The sequence below is a fragment of the Pseudoalteromonas sp. SW0106-04 genome (genome assembly GCF_001293805.1).
GTDB lineage: Bacteria > Pseudomonadota > Gammaproteobacteria > Enterobacterales > Alteromonadaceae > Pseudoalteromonas > Pseudoalteromonas ruthenica.
Map to the genome: position 1 here is coordinate 217,006 of NZ_BCAI01000004.1, position 17,609 is coordinate 234,614.

General features: G+C 46.5%; 13 protein-coding genes and 1 other RNA gene. 8 read left to right on the plus strand and 6 right to left on the minus strand.

Going from position 1 to position 17,609, the window contains the following annotated elements; translation table 11 throughout:
- The first annotated feature begins 10 nt into the window (after positions 1–10).
- Both W04_RS07385 and W04_RS07390 read left to right on the plus strand, forming a co-directional pair.
- The gene (locus W04_RS07385; protein WP_053910362.1) at positions 11–1,192 is read left to right on the plus strand and encodes a response regulator; all 1,182 of its coding nucleotides are present in this window, start codon (positions 11–13) and stop codon (positions 1,190–1,192) included.
- A gap of 710 nt (positions 1,193–1,902) precedes the next feature.
- Complete coding sequence (locus tag W04_RS07390; protein WP_053910363.1) at positions 1,903–2,445, plus strand: ankyrin repeat domain-containing protein; 543 nt, start codon at positions 1,903–1,905, stop codon at positions 2,443–2,445.
- A gap of 192 nt (positions 2,446–2,637) precedes the next feature.
- On the opposite strand, the gene W04_RS07395 is transcribed toward W04_RS07390, so the two are convergent.
- From W04_RS07395 to ssrA, 3 genes are all read right to left on the minus strand, one after another.
- Entirely contained in the window at positions 2,638–3,078 is a 441-nt protein-coding gene (locus W04_RS07395) for a hypothetical protein (protein WP_053910364.1), read from the minus strand.
- A gap of 124 nt (positions 3,079–3,202) precedes the next feature.
- A complete protein-coding gene (locus W04_RS07400) occupies positions 3,203–5,209 on the minus strand; it encodes a GGDEF domain-containing protein (protein ID WP_053910365.1) in 2,007 nt (668 codons plus the stop codon).
- Positions 5,210–5,546: 337 nt separating this feature from the next.
- Positions 5,547–5,904: a transfer-messenger RNA gene (gene ssrA, locus W04_RS18700) on the minus strand.
- Positions 5,905–6,160: 256 nt separating this feature from the next.
- Here ssrA and W04_RS07405 point away from each other — a divergent pair.
- Positions 6,161–7,786 carry a DUF342 domain-containing protein gene (locus W04_RS07405; RefSeq protein WP_053910366.1) on the plus strand — a complete coding sequence of 542 codons (1,626 nt, stop codon included), beginning with the start codon at positions 6,161–6,163 and terminating at the stop codon, positions 7,784–7,786.
- 13 nt (positions 7,787–7,799) lie between these two features.
- Here W04_RS07405 and rnt read toward each other — a convergent pair whose 3' ends face one another.
- A complete protein-coding gene (rnt, locus tag W04_RS07410) occupies positions 7,800–8,480 on the minus strand; it encodes a ribonuclease T (protein ID WP_026111206.1) in 681 nt (226 codons plus the stop codon).
- A 180-nt stretch (positions 8,481–8,660) separates the two neighbouring features.
- Here rnt and W04_RS07415 point away from each other — a divergent pair, with 180 nt between their 5' ends.
- Positions 8,661–9,527 (plus strand): OmpA family protein, encoded by an 867-nt coding sequence (locus W04_RS07415; protein WP_045978129.1) that lies wholly within the window; start codon positions 8,661–8,663, stop codon positions 9,525–9,527.
- A 16-nt stretch (positions 9,528–9,543) separates the two neighbouring features.
- Here the strand turns inward: W04_RS07415 and W04_RS07420 are convergent, their stop codons facing one another.
- Positions 9,544–9,894: a hypothetical protein gene (locus tag W04_RS07420; protein WP_022945659.1), complete on the minus strand. Its 351-nt coding sequence runs from the start codon at positions 9,892–9,894 to the stop codon at positions 9,544–9,546.
- 63 nt (positions 9,895–9,957) lie between these two features.
- Positions 9,958–11,934 carry a bifunctional tRNA (5-methylaminomethyl-2-thiouridine)(34)-methyltransferase MnmD/FAD-dependent 5-carboxymethylaminomethyl-2-thiouridine(34) oxidoreductase MnmC gene (gene mnmC / locus W04_RS07425; protein WP_053910367.1) on the minus strand — a complete coding sequence of 659 codons (1,977 nt, stop codon included), beginning with the start codon at positions 11,932–11,934 and terminating at the stop codon, positions 9,958–9,960.
- Between the two features lie 186 nt (positions 11,935–12,120).
- Between mnmC and fabB the strand changes: the two genes are divergently transcribed.
- The 4 genes from fabB to W04_RS07445 all read left to right on the plus strand — a co-directional run.
- The gene (gene fabB, locus W04_RS07430; protein WP_053910368.1) at positions 12,121–13,335 is read left to right on the plus strand and encodes a beta-ketoacyl-ACP synthase I; all 1,215 of its coding nucleotides are present in this window, start codon (positions 12,121–12,123) and stop codon (positions 13,333–13,335) included.
- A 104-nt stretch (positions 13,336–13,439) separates the two neighbouring features.
- Positions 13,440–14,555, plus strand: a complete 1,116-nt coding sequence (locus W04_RS07435; RefSeq protein WP_053910369.1) for a 4-phosphoerythronate dehydrogenase — start codon at positions 13,440–13,442, stop codon at positions 14,553–14,555.
- Positions 14,556–14,571: 16 nt separating this feature from the next.
- Positions 14,572–15,588, plus strand: a complete 1,017-nt coding sequence (locus W04_RS07440; RefSeq protein WP_053910370.1) for an aspartate-semialdehyde dehydrogenase — start codon at positions 14,572–14,574, stop codon at positions 15,586–15,588.
- A 244-nt stretch (positions 15,589–15,832) separates the two neighbouring features.
- The coding region (locus W04_RS07445) for a FimV/HubP family polar landmark protein (RefSeq protein WP_305777622.1) at positions 15,833–17,609 on the plus strand (1,777 nt) is incomplete at its 3' end.

The following is a 17,609-nucleotide window of genomic DNA, read 5'->3' on the forward strand; positions in this document are numbered from 1 at the left end:
GTGGTGAGCTATGTATGACAACTTAAAGAACCATCAGCACTACACGGTGATTTTTTACACCCCAGATAAAGACATCGATCAGCATGCGATTGATGTGCTTAGCAGACACTTTGACCATATTTTGGTTACCAGTGATAAGCAGCAACTACTGACTGCTGTGAGCCAATCTCCCGCTGTAGTTGTGTTTATGTCTTTTGAGCATTTTGCCGACGCGCTGCAATTTTATTACATCCATTTAGAGCCAATGCAGCGCACGCCGCCCACCTTTAAGGTTGCCTACCTGATTGCTCGTAAAGACGAAGCGGACGCCTATCACGCGTTTGCCATCGACGCTATTGATGACTACGTGGTGGTGCGCCCGCTCTACGAGGTACATCGGCCGATATTAGTTGCAACCACCTTAATGCGCCAATTGGGTGTGGTGGCAGCGTCGAAGCAAGCTAAAAAGGCCCATTTTCAGCAGCTTCACCTGAGCGCTAAAGTAGAACAGCAAATGCTTGAAGGGCTGCGACATAAAAAAGCGCTGAAAGAGGCATTTACTCACTCTATAAATGAATTACAAGCGCACATTATGGACCAGTCCCAGCACTTGGGTGATGACGGCGAACAGGTTGATGTTAAAGAGGTAAAGGCACTGCTTTCGCGGCTATGTTCCAATGAGTTACGGCCTATGCTGCTCCATTTACAGCAGCAAGCTTTAGATCTTCTGGAGCAATGCTTGCTTAGCCGCAGTCAGCAAAGCGGTGGCACTGCTGAAACGTCGAAAGCCACAATCGAGCGGGTGCAGCCCTGTGTCAAAGATGCGCAAGTTAATAATGTTTTACTGGTGGATCACGATGAGGTGTCGTTGCAATTAAGCGCCCGCTGCTTAGCGCATTATCAGTGTCAGGTGGTTGAAGTACTTAATGGCCGCGAGGCACTGAAACTATTACAACAACACGCATTTGATTTAATCGTGCTGGACATTAACCTTGATGACTCCGATGGTATAAACATCGCTTATCAAATTCAGCATAACCAAGGCACTAATCAGCAAACGCCCTTGATATTAATGGTTAAGCAGCTGTGCAGTGTAACCAAGCAGCGCGCAAAAGACGCGGGTTTTGAGGTATTACTGGAAAAACCTCTGACCATGAAAAGCTTAGGTTCAGCGCTTACTCAGCTGCAGCGCCGTCTAGCGCTAAAAGAATGAGCGCTTTTTAACTGATAATTAATGGTTGAATTTACACAGCTGGTAATATGATGTAGACAAGTTAGGCTTTGCTTAGCATTATTTTAGAGGATATGAGTCAGTGACTACTGATTTGTTATCATCGCTGGGGAGTACTTAACCCTGCAGGCTAGTCTAGCGCTCATGTTCAGCTTGCGCCACGCACTTGCCGGCAACTGTTACCGAGGTTTGATTGCTATTAAGACAATGTCCGTAAACGGTGAGAGGTATTTTACATTGTGACACATTTGACCTCTAAAATGAATTCACTAATATTTAACGAGGATATGAAAAGCTAATAGTTTGCTCTATGCTGTAAGATTTAACATCTGCACACTATTAGACTATCACGATGTCATCAAGATGATGTCATCAAGCAACAAGGTACTATCTAAATAAGCTAGAGAGTCTTTTTAGGAAAAGTAGCAACTAAAATTGGCCTTTAATTGGAGCTTTAAAAGCTTCTTACTAGATTTCATTTGGGCACTTTTACTTTTCTTTGGAGTTCTTTGAGGTGCAGTTTAGCTTGTAATTTTATTTTGAAAATTTACCCGAAAAATTTAATGCTTATAGCGCATTGATTACACAAATATATTTAAATTAATTTAAGAAGGAACTTAAATAATGAAAAAGCGTGTAAACCTCAGGAAAAATACCCCCCGACGAAAAAATAAAGTTGTCTGGGCATAGTAATGAATAAAATAAGCTCACTTTCAATTCCCACTGTAGTCATCTTACTGTACTTTTTTGGAGCATTTTATTCACTATCTGAAAGCTCTGTTGAAGATGTTGTAATTTGCAGCACTAATAGCGATACACATCATATACCCTCAGGAGTATGTGAATATTACCTGTTCAACTATCGCTCCACAAATAAAGATATTGCAGAACTTGAGCTAAATAGTGGTTTGGCATTCTTTTTTGGCATAGACGACAAAGAAAAGCGCAGTAAATATATTGTGCACTTCTTAGAGCATGGTGCATCTATTGATAAACATAGTCATATAGACGGCTTAACGCCCTTGCATGCTGCGATACTTTTGAATGAAGCAGATCTCGTAAAACTAATTATTGATCAGGGAGCAGATCTAAACCAAGTCGAGTTAAACAGCGAGTTAACCCCTTTAGACTTTTTGAAGAAAATTGAGAGCACCAACACAGCTATTGATCGATCTCAGGTAAGCAAAGTTTTACATGAAGCATTGGAAAAGCGTAATTCTAAAAGCTTAAAATAGTACTTATTAGCTCCCCGGAGGTTCGTTAACGGGGAGTTATGCATTACCTAGTTACTGCTGTTACAAGTTTGGATCTAGCAACCGTAAAAGCTTGGTATTAGGAAGCCAACTCAAAAACACTTTTATTTTATTCTATATCTAACCCTAATGTTTTTGAGTCGGCGCCAAAAGTAAAATATTGGTGCCGGCACTTCATTCATTTTCATTAGTATCACCAAAACAATCAGCGTAGTCCGATAGCCGGGTAGCCTTATCAATTGCTAGACGATAAGAGAGTCGATAAGTAACGTCCTGTACAGTAGGGATTAAAGTGCCTGTTACTTCTAGCCAATTGCCACTGCAATTATCCATGAAATTGATGTTGTTCGTCGGCTCTAACAGTAAAATTGAGATGGCTGACTCGGTGTCGTCTATTTCTTCGTGCGCAGGAGATAAGAATAAATAGGGCTGACCTATCCTAGAGTAAAAACCTTTTAAGCTAATACGTTTTCGGGAAAACTTCTGTGGGTTAGCGATAACTCCTGTCACCGATGTGGTGTCGAAGTGTGCTTGTACTTGCTTGTCAACGGCTATGGCTTGGCTAGCAAAGCCAGCTAGTGTTGAAATTACTAGTATAGGAGTGAGTATGTTCATGAAAGTCCTTTTAAATAGTAGCTTTCTTTCCAAAGAGGTTGAGAGTGTAACAATATCTGTGTAAGTGGCATTCTTAATCTGTTCAAAGGAAATACAGAATGCCAATATCAGACAAACTTATCGATCAGCTTCTAGAAGGTTGTGACTCCCCTGAAGACATCGAGTGAGTTACCGATACTTGGTTGCTGTCGATGGCAACATCAAGGTCCATATTAGTCGGATCTGAAAGCAAATCTAGATTGTTGATGTCATCAATACATACCCAGCAGTTTCTCTGTTTCCGCTTCCCAATGTAAAGTGCATTATCAGCCAGCGTTACCAGATTTTTCCATGTCATACTTGCAATGCGTTTGGATTCGCCTGGATAGATTATTCCACCAACAGTGCAGCTGACATCAAGTGACGTGTCATGAGCGACTTCAAAAGGTTTGTGATTGATCGTTTTCACAATACGGTCAGCGAGCTGGTGAAAACATTCTATATTTGACACTCTTGAAGCCAGTAAGAACTCTTCACCACCCCACCTAACGAACATATCGGACTCTCGAACACTTTCTCGAATCCGCCGAGAAAATTCTTTTAGGACAACGTCGCCAATATCATGTCCGTAGTTATCATTAACCTTCTTAAAATGATCGATATCAAAGATATACACACCAAGGTAGCTATCTTCTTTTCCCTCGTTATCTCTTAAAACAAACTTCAATTCTCGATCAATGTTTTGCTCAAAGAAACGCCGATTATTAAGCCCCGTCAACCCATCAACAAGGCTTAATTGAGCATACTGCTTGGCCAATAGTTTCTTCTGCCGTAACTGCAGCAGGACAAGTAAAAGAACAAGTAAAAATACAACAACAATGGCTATAGTTAACTTGTTTTGACTCGCAGCCTTTTCTTCATTCGCGATTGCAAGTTGCTTCTCTCTCTCAATAACTTGATCCTTTAACCTAGACTCATGTTGCAACCTGTTGAGTTCGGATCTGGATGCTGACTTTACTGAATTTTGTTTTAATAAGGACTTAAGTGTATTTTGATATAGCGCATAGAACCTATCGTAGCCAAGTAGTTTTGCGTCAATAATTTCAGATTCGATGAGTCGAGAGTAAATATCCAATTGAACCTCTAAAGGAGTGTCTCTTCCCAACTGACTACATCGCTCAAGATTATAGTTCATATCGATCTTAGCTTTAATTATTTGCTGATAACAGAGCAAATAAGTTGAATCAGACAGCTGACTTTGGGGTGTTTCGTAGGACTCTTGCAGTAACTTCTTGGCTTCTACCGGTTCATTTAATTCTGTATATGCGAGGCTTGAAAATACCAATACCGACTGCCGAATGTCGACAATATCAGGATCTACTTTTGCAAACCACTTTAACGCTTCTCGATAGTCAGGTTTGTGAAACATATAAGCAATGCCTAGATTAAAATAACCGTTAGCCAATGTCTGTTTCACGTATATTGTGTCGAGTGAATCGGATACACTTTTGCTCCTTAATTCATCAAGAGCACCTTGCACCAACTTGACACCCTTCTCAAAATATTCACCATCGCCATGCATAATATAAAGCTGTGATAAATTAAGTGTAATATCACTTCTCAGGTAGATATTCTCATCGCTAGCGAGCTCCATAGCCATCTCGTAACTTCTGAATGCCTGCTCAATATCCCCAAGACTAGATTGGATCCAAGCCATTGAACTGAGGGATTGCGCTGCGATACTTAGATTACCGAGATCAATGGCATCCGATAGCAGCAAAGTCAATTTATCTAGCTTATACTCATCACTCTTCTTTATCGATGAAATACAATAAAATCGATAGTCTATGTCAGCTTTAATTGGCTTATTAGATTGGCAAACAGAAAGTATCAACTCATTGGAGCTGGTCCAGTCATATTGAAATGCGAGTTCTCTGGCTAAACGATATGTTTCGGCTGGGATGTGAGTTTTGCCAAGCTCATTTTCCAGCCATGCGATCCTTTCATTATAATCGTATGACTCATACTTTTCAGGAAGTGGAGGAAGGTTTATCAGATCTTCAATGCCAAATCCTTCTTTAGAAAATAAGGTTGGTGATAACGCGCTAAGAAGAATTGCCGAAATCAGGCAGAGCAACTTACCAAAACTCATTTGTAACCCAAATCAAAATAGTTGACTGAATCGCCCCGAGTTCATCGGAGACTAGTTTGTTTAAGTCAGGCCACTTTACCTGACTCGCTTAAATTATTATAGCAGTCTGTTTCATACTGAGCTGGTGAAATCAGTTAGCGGTGTGACTATCTTTGGCATTTTATGTACCACCAATTTGATTGAAAAAGCCTCTGTGGTACTTCTGATGGTACATAAGATTGTAAATTTTAAAAACTGTTATTAAGTCTAAATGGAATGGTTAAGTATTGAGTTTGTTGATTTATAACGAATTTCAGGCAAAAGAAAAGCCGCTAAAAAGCGGCTTTGTCTGTGGTGTTGGTGGAGCTGGGGGGATTTGAACCCCCGTCCGGAAAACCTCGACCATCGGTCCTACATGTTTAGTATCGTCTTTTGGTTAACCTTTGAGTCTCGGACGCACACGATAAACAAAGGCGAGGCCGCTTAGTTTTAACCCTTCAACCCCGGCCAGGGTTTCCGTAGCGAGTCTGTGTAGGGTGACACTTCAGAACCGGGTCCACAGACATACACCGGAGAAGTGCTAGCGGGCTATTATGCCGCTAGAGCGTAGTTATCGTCGTTTGCGATTACTTTAAAATGCGGCTTTTTTACGAGGCCAACCGCACCTCGACATGCACCTCAGGCGTCTTGAATCCCGTCGAATCCTAATCAGCCCCTGAAATACGTTTCAGTATCCATAAGTATAACTGAGAGCGTGACCCTACTACAAGCGAAAGCAAGTGAATTTCTTATAAATCAGGCGTGTTTGCCTATTCCCTGTGCAAAAACAACGCATTTGCTATAACAACTGCGAAAAGAGTATGAACAATTACTTAACAATTAAGTATGAGTATGGTCAAATAGCGCTCGATGCAAAAACACTAATAATAAAATCGTGCTCACTTGCTGGGCGCTTCTTGGAAGTAAAATAACGTGTCCCTATTTGCCTTTGATAAGCTCAGTGGCGAGGTGAGCTTAATTGATCACCCCATGAATGGCTCAGTACCTGCCAGCGCTACTCAGCTTATGGAATTACTGGCGCAATCGCCTTACGCCGACTGCGAAATCCTTGATGCCAATATCGCGGCATTATTTAATCCGTCTAAGTCTAACCCGTCACGTGTTGTAGCGCGGGCAGTTAATGCTCGTCTGAATGTGAATATCGATGAACCACTGATGATGGCAGAGGGCGAGCTCACCTGCGCTCTTGGTGGTGAAATTTTAGATTTAGACAACGCTGTGCGCCAACTTCGTGAAGCTGGAATTAAAAAAGGTATTAGTCGTAAAGCGCTTGAGTTATTGCTAGCGAAGCAGTTTGAGCTGCCACCTGGGGGGCGTGCCACGGCAATTGTTGCTGTTGGGCGTAAAGCGAAAAGTGGTGAAGATGCACGTTTTATTCGTCTATGCGCCACCGCTCAAGATCGCGTTTTATGTCCGAAAGAAGCTGAAAATGGCAAGGTCGACATGCGCGACCTTGGCGATATTATTACTGTGAAGCCGGGTAGCCCGTTAATGCAAAGAGTGCCTGCAACGGCAGGGGAGCCTGGGTACAATTTATTTGGCGAGCAACTTGCGCCTAAACCCGGTCGGCAGTTTCCGCTTGAGGTTATGGAAGGCACGCGTCTAGACAGTGACAATGAGAACCTCTTGGTGGCCGACGCTGTCGGGGTGCCGGTTGCACTTGCTCGGGGTGTGCGAGTGGACGACGTGCTGTGCTACGACTTTGTTGATGCAACAACGGGGCATATTCGCTTCGAGGGCAGTGTGATTGTCAGCGGTGATGTAAAAGATGCGATGCAAATTGTCGCCACTGGTGATATCACCGTCTTGGGCTTTGTCGAATCGGCAACGCTACAAAGCGACAATGAGATCACCGTCGTTAAGGGCGTGATCGGACGCAAACGAGACGAGTCTGAGCCCTGTAGTTGCCGTATTCAAGCTAAACGCAGTGTCTCTATTGGCTATGCTCAATACAGTGATATTCAATCGCAGCAAGATATCTTTATCGACCGCCAAGCACTGCACTGTGAGCTAAGCGCTCGGCGCTTAATTCGTGTTGGTCGGGGCAAAAACCCCCGAGGCAAGTTGATTGGTGGCTTTGTCAGCAATGCTTTGCGCATAGAAACTGGCGAGTTAGGTGCGCCATCGGGTACACGCACTAAAGTGTATCTGGGTCAGTATTACTATGAACTAAAACAAAAGCGTAAAACCTTAGCTGAACAGCAAAAACGCATTAACGAGAAGTTTGCTGCCTTACAGGTGCTTCGTAAAAAGGCCTTAAAAGAGGCGGATAATGACAAACGCAAACGTCAGTGCGCACATTTGGATAAGCATGAAGCTCAGTGGGTGGCCATCAAGCAAGGGTTAGAGAAGAAAAAACGACTCGTGCAACAGCGCATTAATATGTTGTTGGGCACGAGCCGTGTGCGGGTAAATGACTTAATGCACCCTGGAGTGGAGCTGAAAATTGCCCATGATACCACGCAGATATCACGTATCTATCCGCCGCATTCGGCGCTGTTGAGTGAAGGCAAAATCACTCAACAATTTCCACTTTAAGGCACTTGCGGCCTTAGACGCCTTCGGTATTTGCCGGCGGTGTAGGCTCTTCGCTAGTCTCGGTACTAGCGAGCGGCCAGCCTCCCAAGCTTTGCCATTTGTTAACGATAAAGCAGAACAGCTCAGCGGTACGCTCTGTATCATACAAGGCGCTGTGTGCCTGGGCATTATCAAACTCGATTCCCGCAGTGCGACACGCTTTCGCCAGTACCGTTTGTCCTAACGCTAATCCGGCCAGCGACGTGGTGTCAAAGCTTACAAAGGGGTGAAATGGCGTACGTTTAATTTTGCAGCGCTCAATGGCGGCATTTAAAAAGCCATGATCAAAGGCAGCATTATGAGCAACCACCACGGAGCGTTGGCAACCAGCGTCTTTTTGCGCTTTGCGTACAAATTTACAGATACTCTTCATTGCTTCGCTTTCATCCACCGCGCCACGCAATGGCGAGAAAGGGTCGATACCATTAAACTCAATAGCCGATTGCTCGATGTTTGCCCCTTCAAAAGGGTCAACATGGAAGTGTTGCGTTTGGTCTAGGTGCAAGTAGCCTTGCTCATCCATTTTTAATGTGGTGACAGCAATTTCAAGCAATGCGTCGGTATTTTTATTAAAGCCAGCGGTTTCCACGTCGATAACTACAGGAAAGAAGCCGCGAAAGCGCTGTGCAAAGCGTGTTGGTTCTGTGTCTGCCATAATACTGCCCAAAGCCAATAAAGGCCGGCTATTATGGCAAAAACTGCGCCATGCCAACAGGGGCTAAGGTAAAATTAATCACGCCATAGTGCCATCATGTTCGTTTTCTGTGGTACAAGTATTGCATTGCGTTTCGTACACGGTAAAAGCGTCAATGATTCGACGAGGTATGTTCACATCATGATTAGGTTTTCATTAATTGCATTGAGTGTGTTGTTAAGCGCCCAAGCGCAGGCGGCGATGCGCAGCTATGAGGCTTCAGCACAGTCCTCGCATTGGACCTTGGTAGAAAACTCGCGTTTACAGTGCCAACTTAATCATGAAGTTCCCTATTATGGCGAAGCCATATTCCGCGCTCATGCCAGCAAAAATAAAGCCTTAAACTTTAATTTGGACATGGTTGTTCGCCCCAATAATTATGACTTAGCAGCATTGGAAGCGGTGCCGCCAAGCTGGCGCCCAGGCACCCATGCGAAAGCGTTAGCGTCAATGGAGCTACTGCGGCAATTCGATGGCGAGCTCGGTGACAGCACGGCCTGGGAGATGCTCTCAGAGCTAGAAAAGGGCAATCATCCCACTTTTTACTACCAAGACTGGCGTAACGCCCGTGATCAGGTTTCGGTGGGCTTATCGTCGGTTAATTTTAAGCAAGCATATTGGGCGTTTTTACAATGTCGTGACGGATTATTGCCTTTTAGTTTTGAAGATATCGCGTTTACGGTGATGAACTACAAGAAGAACTCCAGCGAGTTGACCAAATCATCGAAAAAGCGCCTCGCACAGATAGGTGAGTACCTCAAGCATGACAAAGAAATAGAGTCGGTGATGATCTCGGCCTATACCGATAGCTATGGTGGACGTTGGAATAACCTCGAACTTTCTAAACGCCGTGCGGCGGCGATTGCCGAGTATATTAAAGAGTTAGGTGTAGATGAAGGTAAGTTGGTGACTACGGGGTTTGGCGAGAAGCGCCATGTGGCTCCAAACGAGACGGTGATTGGTCGCGGCAAAAACCGTCGCGTAGTGATTCAAATAGCTAAGCCATAAGGCTCATCAGCGTAACTTATTCGTTAGCGGCGCTGACCATGGCACTGATTTCTGTCCACTCATCACGTTGATACACACTAATGCGTACCGGATGGCCGTTTACATCATAAAACAAGGTAAAGCGGCCAATATCACTGGTAATATTCAACGGCTCACCCAGCTTACTCTGATAAAAATCAGTGACTTCGTTGTCACTGAGTCGAGTGAAACCATCAAGCACCATGGGGTATTTCTTTTCCACGGTCATGCGGGTGGTAAAATCTTCTGGCAAAGGTAGCAAAGACAAGTCCGCATAGGCTAGGTTGCTCGCCGCTACCAAAACACTTCCTGCAAGGGTGGTAGCAAGTCGGCGAAAAGCGTTATTCATGGTTTCACTCCGATTATAAACACATCTTTATATTATAAAATTTAACCTATATTTAACCAAAAATCACTTTATTTGTCCGCGCTTTAGGTCGCGAATAATAAAACGGGCAGGGTGCAGGGCCTGATCGACACGATTTGAAATCGGCAATGGCTCGTCACATAGGCTGGCAACTAAGCTCTCAGCGCACAGCGGAGCCGTGCACAAGCCTCGTGCCCCTAAGCCAGTAAACAAGTGTAAACCAGGGTTTTGATGACGCAGTGGTTGCTGGCCTTGCCACTGTCCTTTAGATAGCAATGGGAAGGCCGCCATATAATCGTCTTGTTGCGCATATTGCCCAATAATAGGCAAATGGTCGGCGAGGGTTGCGCGAATAGCGGCTTTGGCACCGTTGATATTCTGCAATTCTTGAGTCCAGTCGCAATCACCATAAAACCCGGCAAATTGTTGCCAATTAGTGCGATCATCAGCATCGCGAATATCCCGCGCTTGGGTGTCTTTTTCAAAGGTCGCGCCCATGCAATGGCTGCCATCGTGAGCCGGTGTAAAATACCCTTTGTGGCAAAGCACAGTGTTGAGCTTGCGCGAGTTATCGCTGGCGCTCAGGTGTGACACTTGACCGCGCACACTTTGTAGCGCCAACTCGTTCTTTGGCAACAGCTCAGTGGAGTGCTCCCCCATACAAATAAATACATCGCTAAAATCGTCATAGCCCTGGTTTTTGCATAGCAATTGCCACCGCTCACCCACGCGATTAACAGCCGTAACCTGAGTGGCAAAGTGAATGTCGAGCTGCGCCTGCTGCTTGGCGTGAGTGACTAGTGCCTGCACCAGTTCCACTGGGCTAACCCAGCCCGCATCAGGGATGAATAAACCACCATAGGGAGTATCAATGCCGGCAATAACGCTTGCTTGCTCCGCATCGACACCCTGTATCAACCACTGCGGCCAATTGTTCTTACTGAGCAAGTTGGCATGGCGTTTTTGTCCTTCCTCTTTAACGCCTTGTAGCAGCACGCCACACCATTGGTGGGCAAAATCAACATCGTTTGCCAGTTGCTCGTACAAGCGCTTGGCATATAAAAAGCTGTGCGCGAAGAGCTCACTGGAGGGCGATACATCTGCTTGCAAGTGCGGATACACTGCGCCTTGTTTGTTGTGCGACGCACCTTGTGCCAGTTCGTCGTCAGCGCAAAAGAGGGTGCAAGGAATATTGCGTGCCGTTAACCGATGAGCCAATGTCGCCGCAGCAATGCCACCACCAATAATGGCAACCTTATCTAAGGGGCGGGTATGGCGAACAAATGGCGCCGGAACATTGGTGGTCGCGGTGGTATGTTCAAGCTCACCCACTATCATCTCGCGCTTGCGGCCATAGCCTTTCACTTTATTCACCTTGAACCCGGCTTGCTGCAGCCCTCGGCGTACAAAGCCTGCAGCGGTGAAGGTGGCAAAGGTGGCGGCTTCGCGACCAAGATGTGCCATAGCATCGAACAAGGACTGCTGCCACATATCAGGATTTTTACTCGGGGCAAAGCCATCTAAAAACCACGCATCGACAAGACCATGCTGATTGAAGTTCATCTGCTCGATGCTATCAAGCACATCGCCAATCCATAAATCCAAGGTCACATCACCAAAGTGCAGGCGATGGCAACCAGGCAAGGCCTCGGGATACTGTGCCACCAGTTGCTCACTGTAATGGCTCAGTTGCGGCCAGGCTGCTAGAGCTCGGGCTAAATCCTGACGCTGGATAGGGAATTTTTCAAAGGAGATAAAATGCAGCAGGGTGGCTTTTTTCTCTGTTTGGGTGGCAAAGCGTTGCCATGCATTCAAAAAGTTTAAACCCGTACCAAACCCTGTTTCGGCAATGACAAATTGCTCGCGCGGATGACTGCATAGTCGCTCACTGATGTGGTTATGCTGGTAAAATACATAATCAGATTCTGCCAGGCCGTCTTCATTAGAGAAGTAAACATCGTCAAAATCGTCGGCGACGGGGGTGCCACAGTCATTAAAATGGATTTTAGCGTGGGTAATCATTTTAGCTCTTTGCGTAAGTCTTTGCCCACTATTTTAGCGACTTTACAGCGGTGCGTATATTGTCACTAAAAGATCATCTCGGGCGCTTGAAAATTTCAGTGTACATATGTACGCTGGAATGACCACTTCGGAATCAGTTTCCGCGTAAACTATACGCAATTTAGATCTAAGCTAAGGTAAATTCTCATGAGAAGAGCCGTCATTACGGGTATAGGTGTTGTCTCTAGCATCGGTAATAACAAAGAAGAAGTACTGGAATCTCTAAAAACGGGTAAAAGTGGTATTGCCTTTAACCCTGAATTTGCAGAATACAATTTGCGTAGCCAGGTCTCTGGCCACATTGATATTAATGTTAAAGAGCACGTCGACCGCAAAGCTCACCGCTTTATGGGCGATGCAGCAGCCTATTCTTATATCTCAATGGCTCAGGCCATTGCTGACGCTAAACTCACCGACGAGCAAGTGTCTAATGAGCGCACCGGATTGGTTGTTGGCTCTGGTGGTGGCTCATCGAAGTATCAGGTGGAAGCCGCCGATATTCTTCGCGAGAAAGGGGTTAAGCGGGTAGGCCCATACATGGTCCCGCGCACCATGGCTAGCACCACGTCGGCGTGTTTGGCCACGCCGTTTAAAATTAAAGGTGTGAATTACTCTATTAGTTCGGCCTGTGCCACTTCGGCGCATTGTATTGGCCATGCGGTAGAGCAAATTCAACTAGGCAAGCAAGATGTTATTTTCGCCGGTGGCGGCGAAGAGCTGCACTGGACGCTAGCAATGGAATTTGACGCCATGGGCGCCTTGTCGACCAAGTATAACGATGCGCCAGAAAAAGCGTCTCGCACTTATGATGCCAACCGTGATGGCTTTGTCATCTCCGGTGGCGGCGGTATCGTCGTGGTTGAAGAGCTAGAGCATGCATTGGCCCGTGGCGCGCATATCTACGCCGAAATCACCGGTTACGGTGCAACTTCCGATGGCTTTGATATGGTGGCGCCATCGGGCGAGGGTGCCGTTCGCTGTATGAAACAAGCGATGCAAAACCTACAAGGGCCTGTTGACTACCTTAATACCCACGGCACCTCGACGCCAGTGGGCGATGTCAAAGAACTCGGTGCTATTCAAGAGCTATTTGGTGAGCAATCACCGGCTATCAGCGCGACTAAAGCAATGACGGGTCACGCGCTCGGCGCGGCCGGTGTTCATGAAGCGATTTACTCTTTGCTCATGCTAGAGAATAACTTTGTAGCGCCATCTATCAACATTGATGAGCTTGACGAGCAAGCAAAAGGCTTGGATATAACCACTGAGCGTCGCGATGTGGAACTAAATACGGTGATGTCGAATAGCTTCGGCTTTGGCGGTACTAACGCCACATTGGTGATGAGTAAATACAAAGGCTAATTTTGCTGCTTTGTTAATCATAAAGCCACGCTGATGCGTGGCTTTTTGCTTTGTGTGCCAAGGGCGATTAGAATGGCGCTCCAAACTGGGCTGGGATAACTGCCATGAAGATATTAGCTGATCAAAATATGCCTTTGGTGGATGCATTGTTTTCACCGCTGGGCGATGTCGAGCGCTTCGATGGGCGCACACTCACAGCGGCACAAGCGCAGCATGCCGATGTACTGCTAACGCGCTCGGTGACCCAGGTGAACGAGCAGCTGCTAGATAGCAACACGCAACTCTCTTTCGTTGGCACGGCGACCATTGGTATCGATCATATCGACCAAGGGTATTTGCAAAACCGTGGTATTCCTTTTACCAATGCCCCAGGTTGCAATGCCATTGCGGTGGCAGAATACGTGCTAAGTGCCATGCTGGTGTTAGCGCAGCAACAACCGTTTTCGCTATTCACCAAGAAGGTGGCTATTGTGGGGGTCGGCAATATTGGCCAATGCTTAGCCGATAAGCTCGCCGCCATCGGTGTGCAAACTATGCTTGTTGACCCGCCGCGTGCCGCGCGAGGTGACAGCGGCCAATGGTACGAACTAGAGCAGGCGCTAGCGCAAGCAGACATCATTAGCTTCCATGTGCCCTTGGTAAAAGAAGGCAGTCATCAAACGCGGCACTTACTCAATGCCGAGCGCATTGCGGCTTTAGCCAGCAACAAGGTGATCATTAATGCCAGTCGCGGTGATGTGATTGATAACGCCGCTTTGCTGGCGCGTCAGCAAAGTGACAATGACCTGCATCTGGTATTAGATGTGTGGGAAAATGAGCCACATATTCTCACTGAGCTGATGAATTATGTGGATTTAGCTACGGTGCATATTGGCGGTCATACCCTCGAAGGTAAAGGTCGAGGCACCTTTATGTTGTATCAAGCGTTGTGTCAGCACTTGGGGATTCGCGCTGAAGCCACCCTCAGTGAGCTGCTGCCGACGCCAAGTTTAAATGAACTCACATTAAGCCCTAGTTGGACATTGCAGGAGCTTGGCTCGCTTGTACACCTTATTTATGACGTTCGTCGCGATGATGCCATTATGCGTCAAGCACTCGCGACAGAGGGCTTTGATAGCCTAAGAAAGAATTATCCGGTTCGCCGTGAGCTCAGCACCTTGCGGCTGCGCGGTGATAACCCTCACCTCAGTGCGCTGGCTGCACTGGGGTTCAGTATTTAATGCCTGAGGAAATAGCATGTCGCAAAAGTTTAACGTCGCGGTATTAGGAGCCACAGGGCTCGTAGGTCGCCAAATCATCGAAACGCTCGCGGAGCGTAACTTTCCGGTCGATAACCTTTATCCATTGGCCAGCAGTCGCTCTGCCGGTGAGGAAATTGAGTTTAATGGCCAGAGCATTGAGGTGTTGGATGTCGAGCAATTCGACTTCGCTGATGCCCATATTGGTCTGTTCTCGGCTGGTGGCAGTGTGTCACAAAAATATGCTCCCATTGCCGCCGAGGCTGGTTGTATCGTCATCGATAATACCTCAGAGTTTCGCTATGAGTTTGATGTGCCACTGGTTGTGCCTGAGGTGAATAGCTCAGCGCTAGCAGATTTTCGCAATCGTAATATCATTGCTAACCCGAACTGCTCCACCATTCAGATGATGGTGGCGCTGAAGCCTATCTATGACGCCTATGGCATTGATCGTATTAACGTCTCAACCTACCAAGCGGTGTCGGGAGCAGGTAAAGAAGCGGTGGAAGAGCTGGCTAAGCAAACGGCGCACTTAATGAATGGCCGGCCCATGGAAAATGAAGTCTTTAGCAAGCAAATGGCTTTTAACGTCATTCCGCAAATTGATAAGTTTGAAGACAATGGCTACACCCGCGAAGAAATGAAAATGGTGTGGGAGACGCAAAAAATTCTTGGTGATGACAGCGTATTAGTGAACCCAACAGCGGTGCGCGTGCCGGTATTTTACGGTCATGCTGAAGCGGTACACCTAGAAACACGTATGCCAGTGGATGTTGAGCACGTTAAACAGCTGCTCGAGCAAGCGCCAGGTGTTGAGCTTATCAATGATGACCATGATTTTCCGACGCCGGTGACCGATGCAAGCGGCAATGACAGCGTCTATGTTGGCCGCGTGCGGCAAGATATTTCTCATCCACACGGCTTAAATTTGTGGATCGTCAGCGATAACACTCGCAAAGGTGCGGCGACCAATAGTGTGCAGATTGCTGAGGCGCTCATTGCCGAATATTTGTAAAATGAAGGCCAACGGCGAGTAAGTACAGTAAAAAAGCGGCAAATTGCCGCTTTTTTCTTAGTTATCAATTGTTTCGGAGTAAAGTGAAATTCCCTTTCCGGCGTGGATATTCCCCTATATCTGGTTTATAGTTTGAAAGTGGAATAAAGCTTGCTGATAAACACAAGAAAAACAATGACTCGGGAGATGGCTTTTGCGGCCGATAACCTTCCATAAAGCACAAAAAAATGAGTAAAGGAAAAGCATGCGCGGTTTAGTTACACTGGTTTTTGTTGTCGCGACCCTAGTAGCGGCTGGCACGAGTGCGCAAAGCACTGAAATTCGTGGTCCTAAAGGGGTCGACTATGGTGCTCAAGGCCGTTCTATCGGACCCATTAAGCCAACTGACACCTTGTGGCGAATCGCTGCCAAGGTGCGTCCCGACAACTCAGTGACCATGTATCAAGTAATGGTTGCCCTTTACGAGAAAAACCCCGACTCATTTTTAGACAAAAACCTTAACCACATGCGTGATGGCGCATATTTGCGTATTCCCTCGTTAAATGAAATTCGTACTATTGACCCGGCTCAGGCACGACAAAAGTCTGAGCAAGATGACCGTTTGTGGGAAAAAATTAAAAACGGCACGCTCAATAGTAATGAAATCGATTTGGTCGCGAAAAAAACCACGTCGGCGCGTCAAGAAGATGTCGAAAAAGCCAAAACGGAACTGAAAAGCGAATTAGAGCAGCTTAAGCGTTTACAAGGCGAGCGTTTGGTGGAGCTACAAGAGCAGTTCAAGTCGTCTGTGACCGATGTAGAGGCGATATTGACTGAGAATCGTCAGCTGAAATCGCAACTTGAGAAGATCAGCGAACAGCTTGCGACAGTCAAAGATCAGCTTGACGAAAAGGACGCAGAGTTGCAGCGCCAGCTGCAACAAATACTGGCTGAACGTGAGGCCATGGCGCAGCAGAAGTTACAGCAAGCGCAGCAAGAACAAAGTGCGCTCGAAGGCATCCCAACGTGGCTGAAATTAGTTTTGATGATGACTATTCCAGCATTAGCCGTGCTCGGGTTAATTATTTTCATTTTAAAGAAACGCCAGTCAGCAAAAGAGCCTGAGCCAAGCGACGACGATGAATTCCTACCGCAAACACCGGCGCCGCAAATGCAAACTCAACCTGAGGCCGGTATCGATGACCTAGATTTAGGTGCGGATGACGACAGCCTTGATGATTTACCGCTCGATGACCCCGATGATGCGTTAGATGAGCCAGGCATTCAGTTAGACGATGACGACTTCCTTGATCAAAGCGACGATATTTTAGATGAAGGCGGTGATGGGGCTGACGATATCGACTCACTGTTAGACCAAGACGAGTTAGACGGCTTACTTGATGATGACGTGGTATTTGACGATGAGTCTGATACTGAAGTGAGCCAAGAAGAAGCGGTATTACAGCAAAATTTTGATGCCCCTGGCGATGACATCAGTGTTGATGTGCCAGAAGAAAATGAACCAGATAGCGATATTCTTAGCGACGAAGATATTGACGACTTATTTGCCACCGACGATAGCGAAGACGAGTCACAGGCAAACGCTAACGGTGAAGAAGCGAGCGATGATAGCGATGAGGCGATGGCCGCATTGTCTGAGGAGTTGGCTGACGATCAGCTCGAGCAGACAGGTGGCGAGTCAGGGGGTGACACCTTTGATATTGATGAGCTTGTTGATGAAACGCAGTCCGAGCCGGCGGATGACGATTTCGATGTCGATGACTTACTAGAGGAAAACGCCGCAGACGAGCAAAGCGCTGAAGAAGATGACCTTGATGTTGATAGTCTGCTCGATGAAGCGGCAGAAGCGCCAGCAGCAGATGCCGATGAAAGCGATGTCGATATCGATGAGCTAATTGATGAAAACAGCGCAAACGAGCAAGGCGCTGAAGAAGATGACCTTGATGTTGATAGCCTACTCGATGAAGCGGCAGAAGCGTCAGCGGCAGATGCCGATGAAAGCGATGTCGACATCGATGAGC

What these genes read in the sequence shown, in the direction of transcription:
- rnt (WP_026111206.1), bottom strand. Translation starts at nt 8,480, where the DNA reads ATGGCAGACACAGAACCAACACGCTTTGCACAGCGCTTTCGCGGCTTC.
- fabB (WP_053910368.1), top strand. Translation starts at nt 12,121, where the DNA reads ATGAGAAGAGCCGTCATTACGGGTATAGGTGTTGTCTCTAGCATCGGT.
- W04_RS07400 (WP_053910365.1), bottom strand. Translation starts at nt 5,209, where the DNA reads ATGAGTTTTGGTAAGTTGCTCTGCCTGATTTCGGCAATTCTTCTTAGC.
- W04_RS07395 (WP_053910364.1), bottom strand. Translation starts at nt 3,078, where the DNA reads ATGAACATACTCACTCCTATACTAGTAATTTCAACACTAGCTGGCTTT.
- mnmC (WP_053910367.1), bottom strand. Translation starts at nt 11,934, where the DNA reads ATGATTACCCACGCTAAAATCCATTTTAATGACTGTGGCACCCCCGTC.
- W04_RS07420 (WP_022945659.1), bottom strand. Translation starts at nt 9,894, where the DNA reads ATGAATAACGCTTTTCGCCGACTTGCTACCACCCTTGCAGGAAGTGTT.
- W04_RS07440 (WP_053910370.1), top strand. Translation starts at nt 14,572, where the DNA reads ATGTCGCAAAAGTTTAACGTCGCGGTATTAGGAGCCACAGGGCTCGTA.
- W04_RS07385 (WP_053910362.1), top strand. Translation starts at nt 11, where the DNA reads ATGTATGACAACTTAAAGAACCATCAGCACTACACGGTGATTTTTTAC.
- W04_RS07435 (WP_053910369.1), top strand. Translation starts at nt 13,440, where the DNA reads ATGAAGATATTAGCTGATCAAAATATGCCTTTGGTGGATGCATTGTTT.
- W04_RS07415 (WP_045978129.1), top strand. Translation starts at nt 8,661, where the DNA reads ATGATTAGGTTTTCATTAATTGCATTGAGTGTGTTGTTAAGCGCCCAA.
- W04_RS07390 (WP_053910363.1), top strand. Translation starts at nt 1,903, where the DNA reads ATGAATAAAATAAGCTCACTTTCAATTCCCACTGTAGTCATCTTACTG.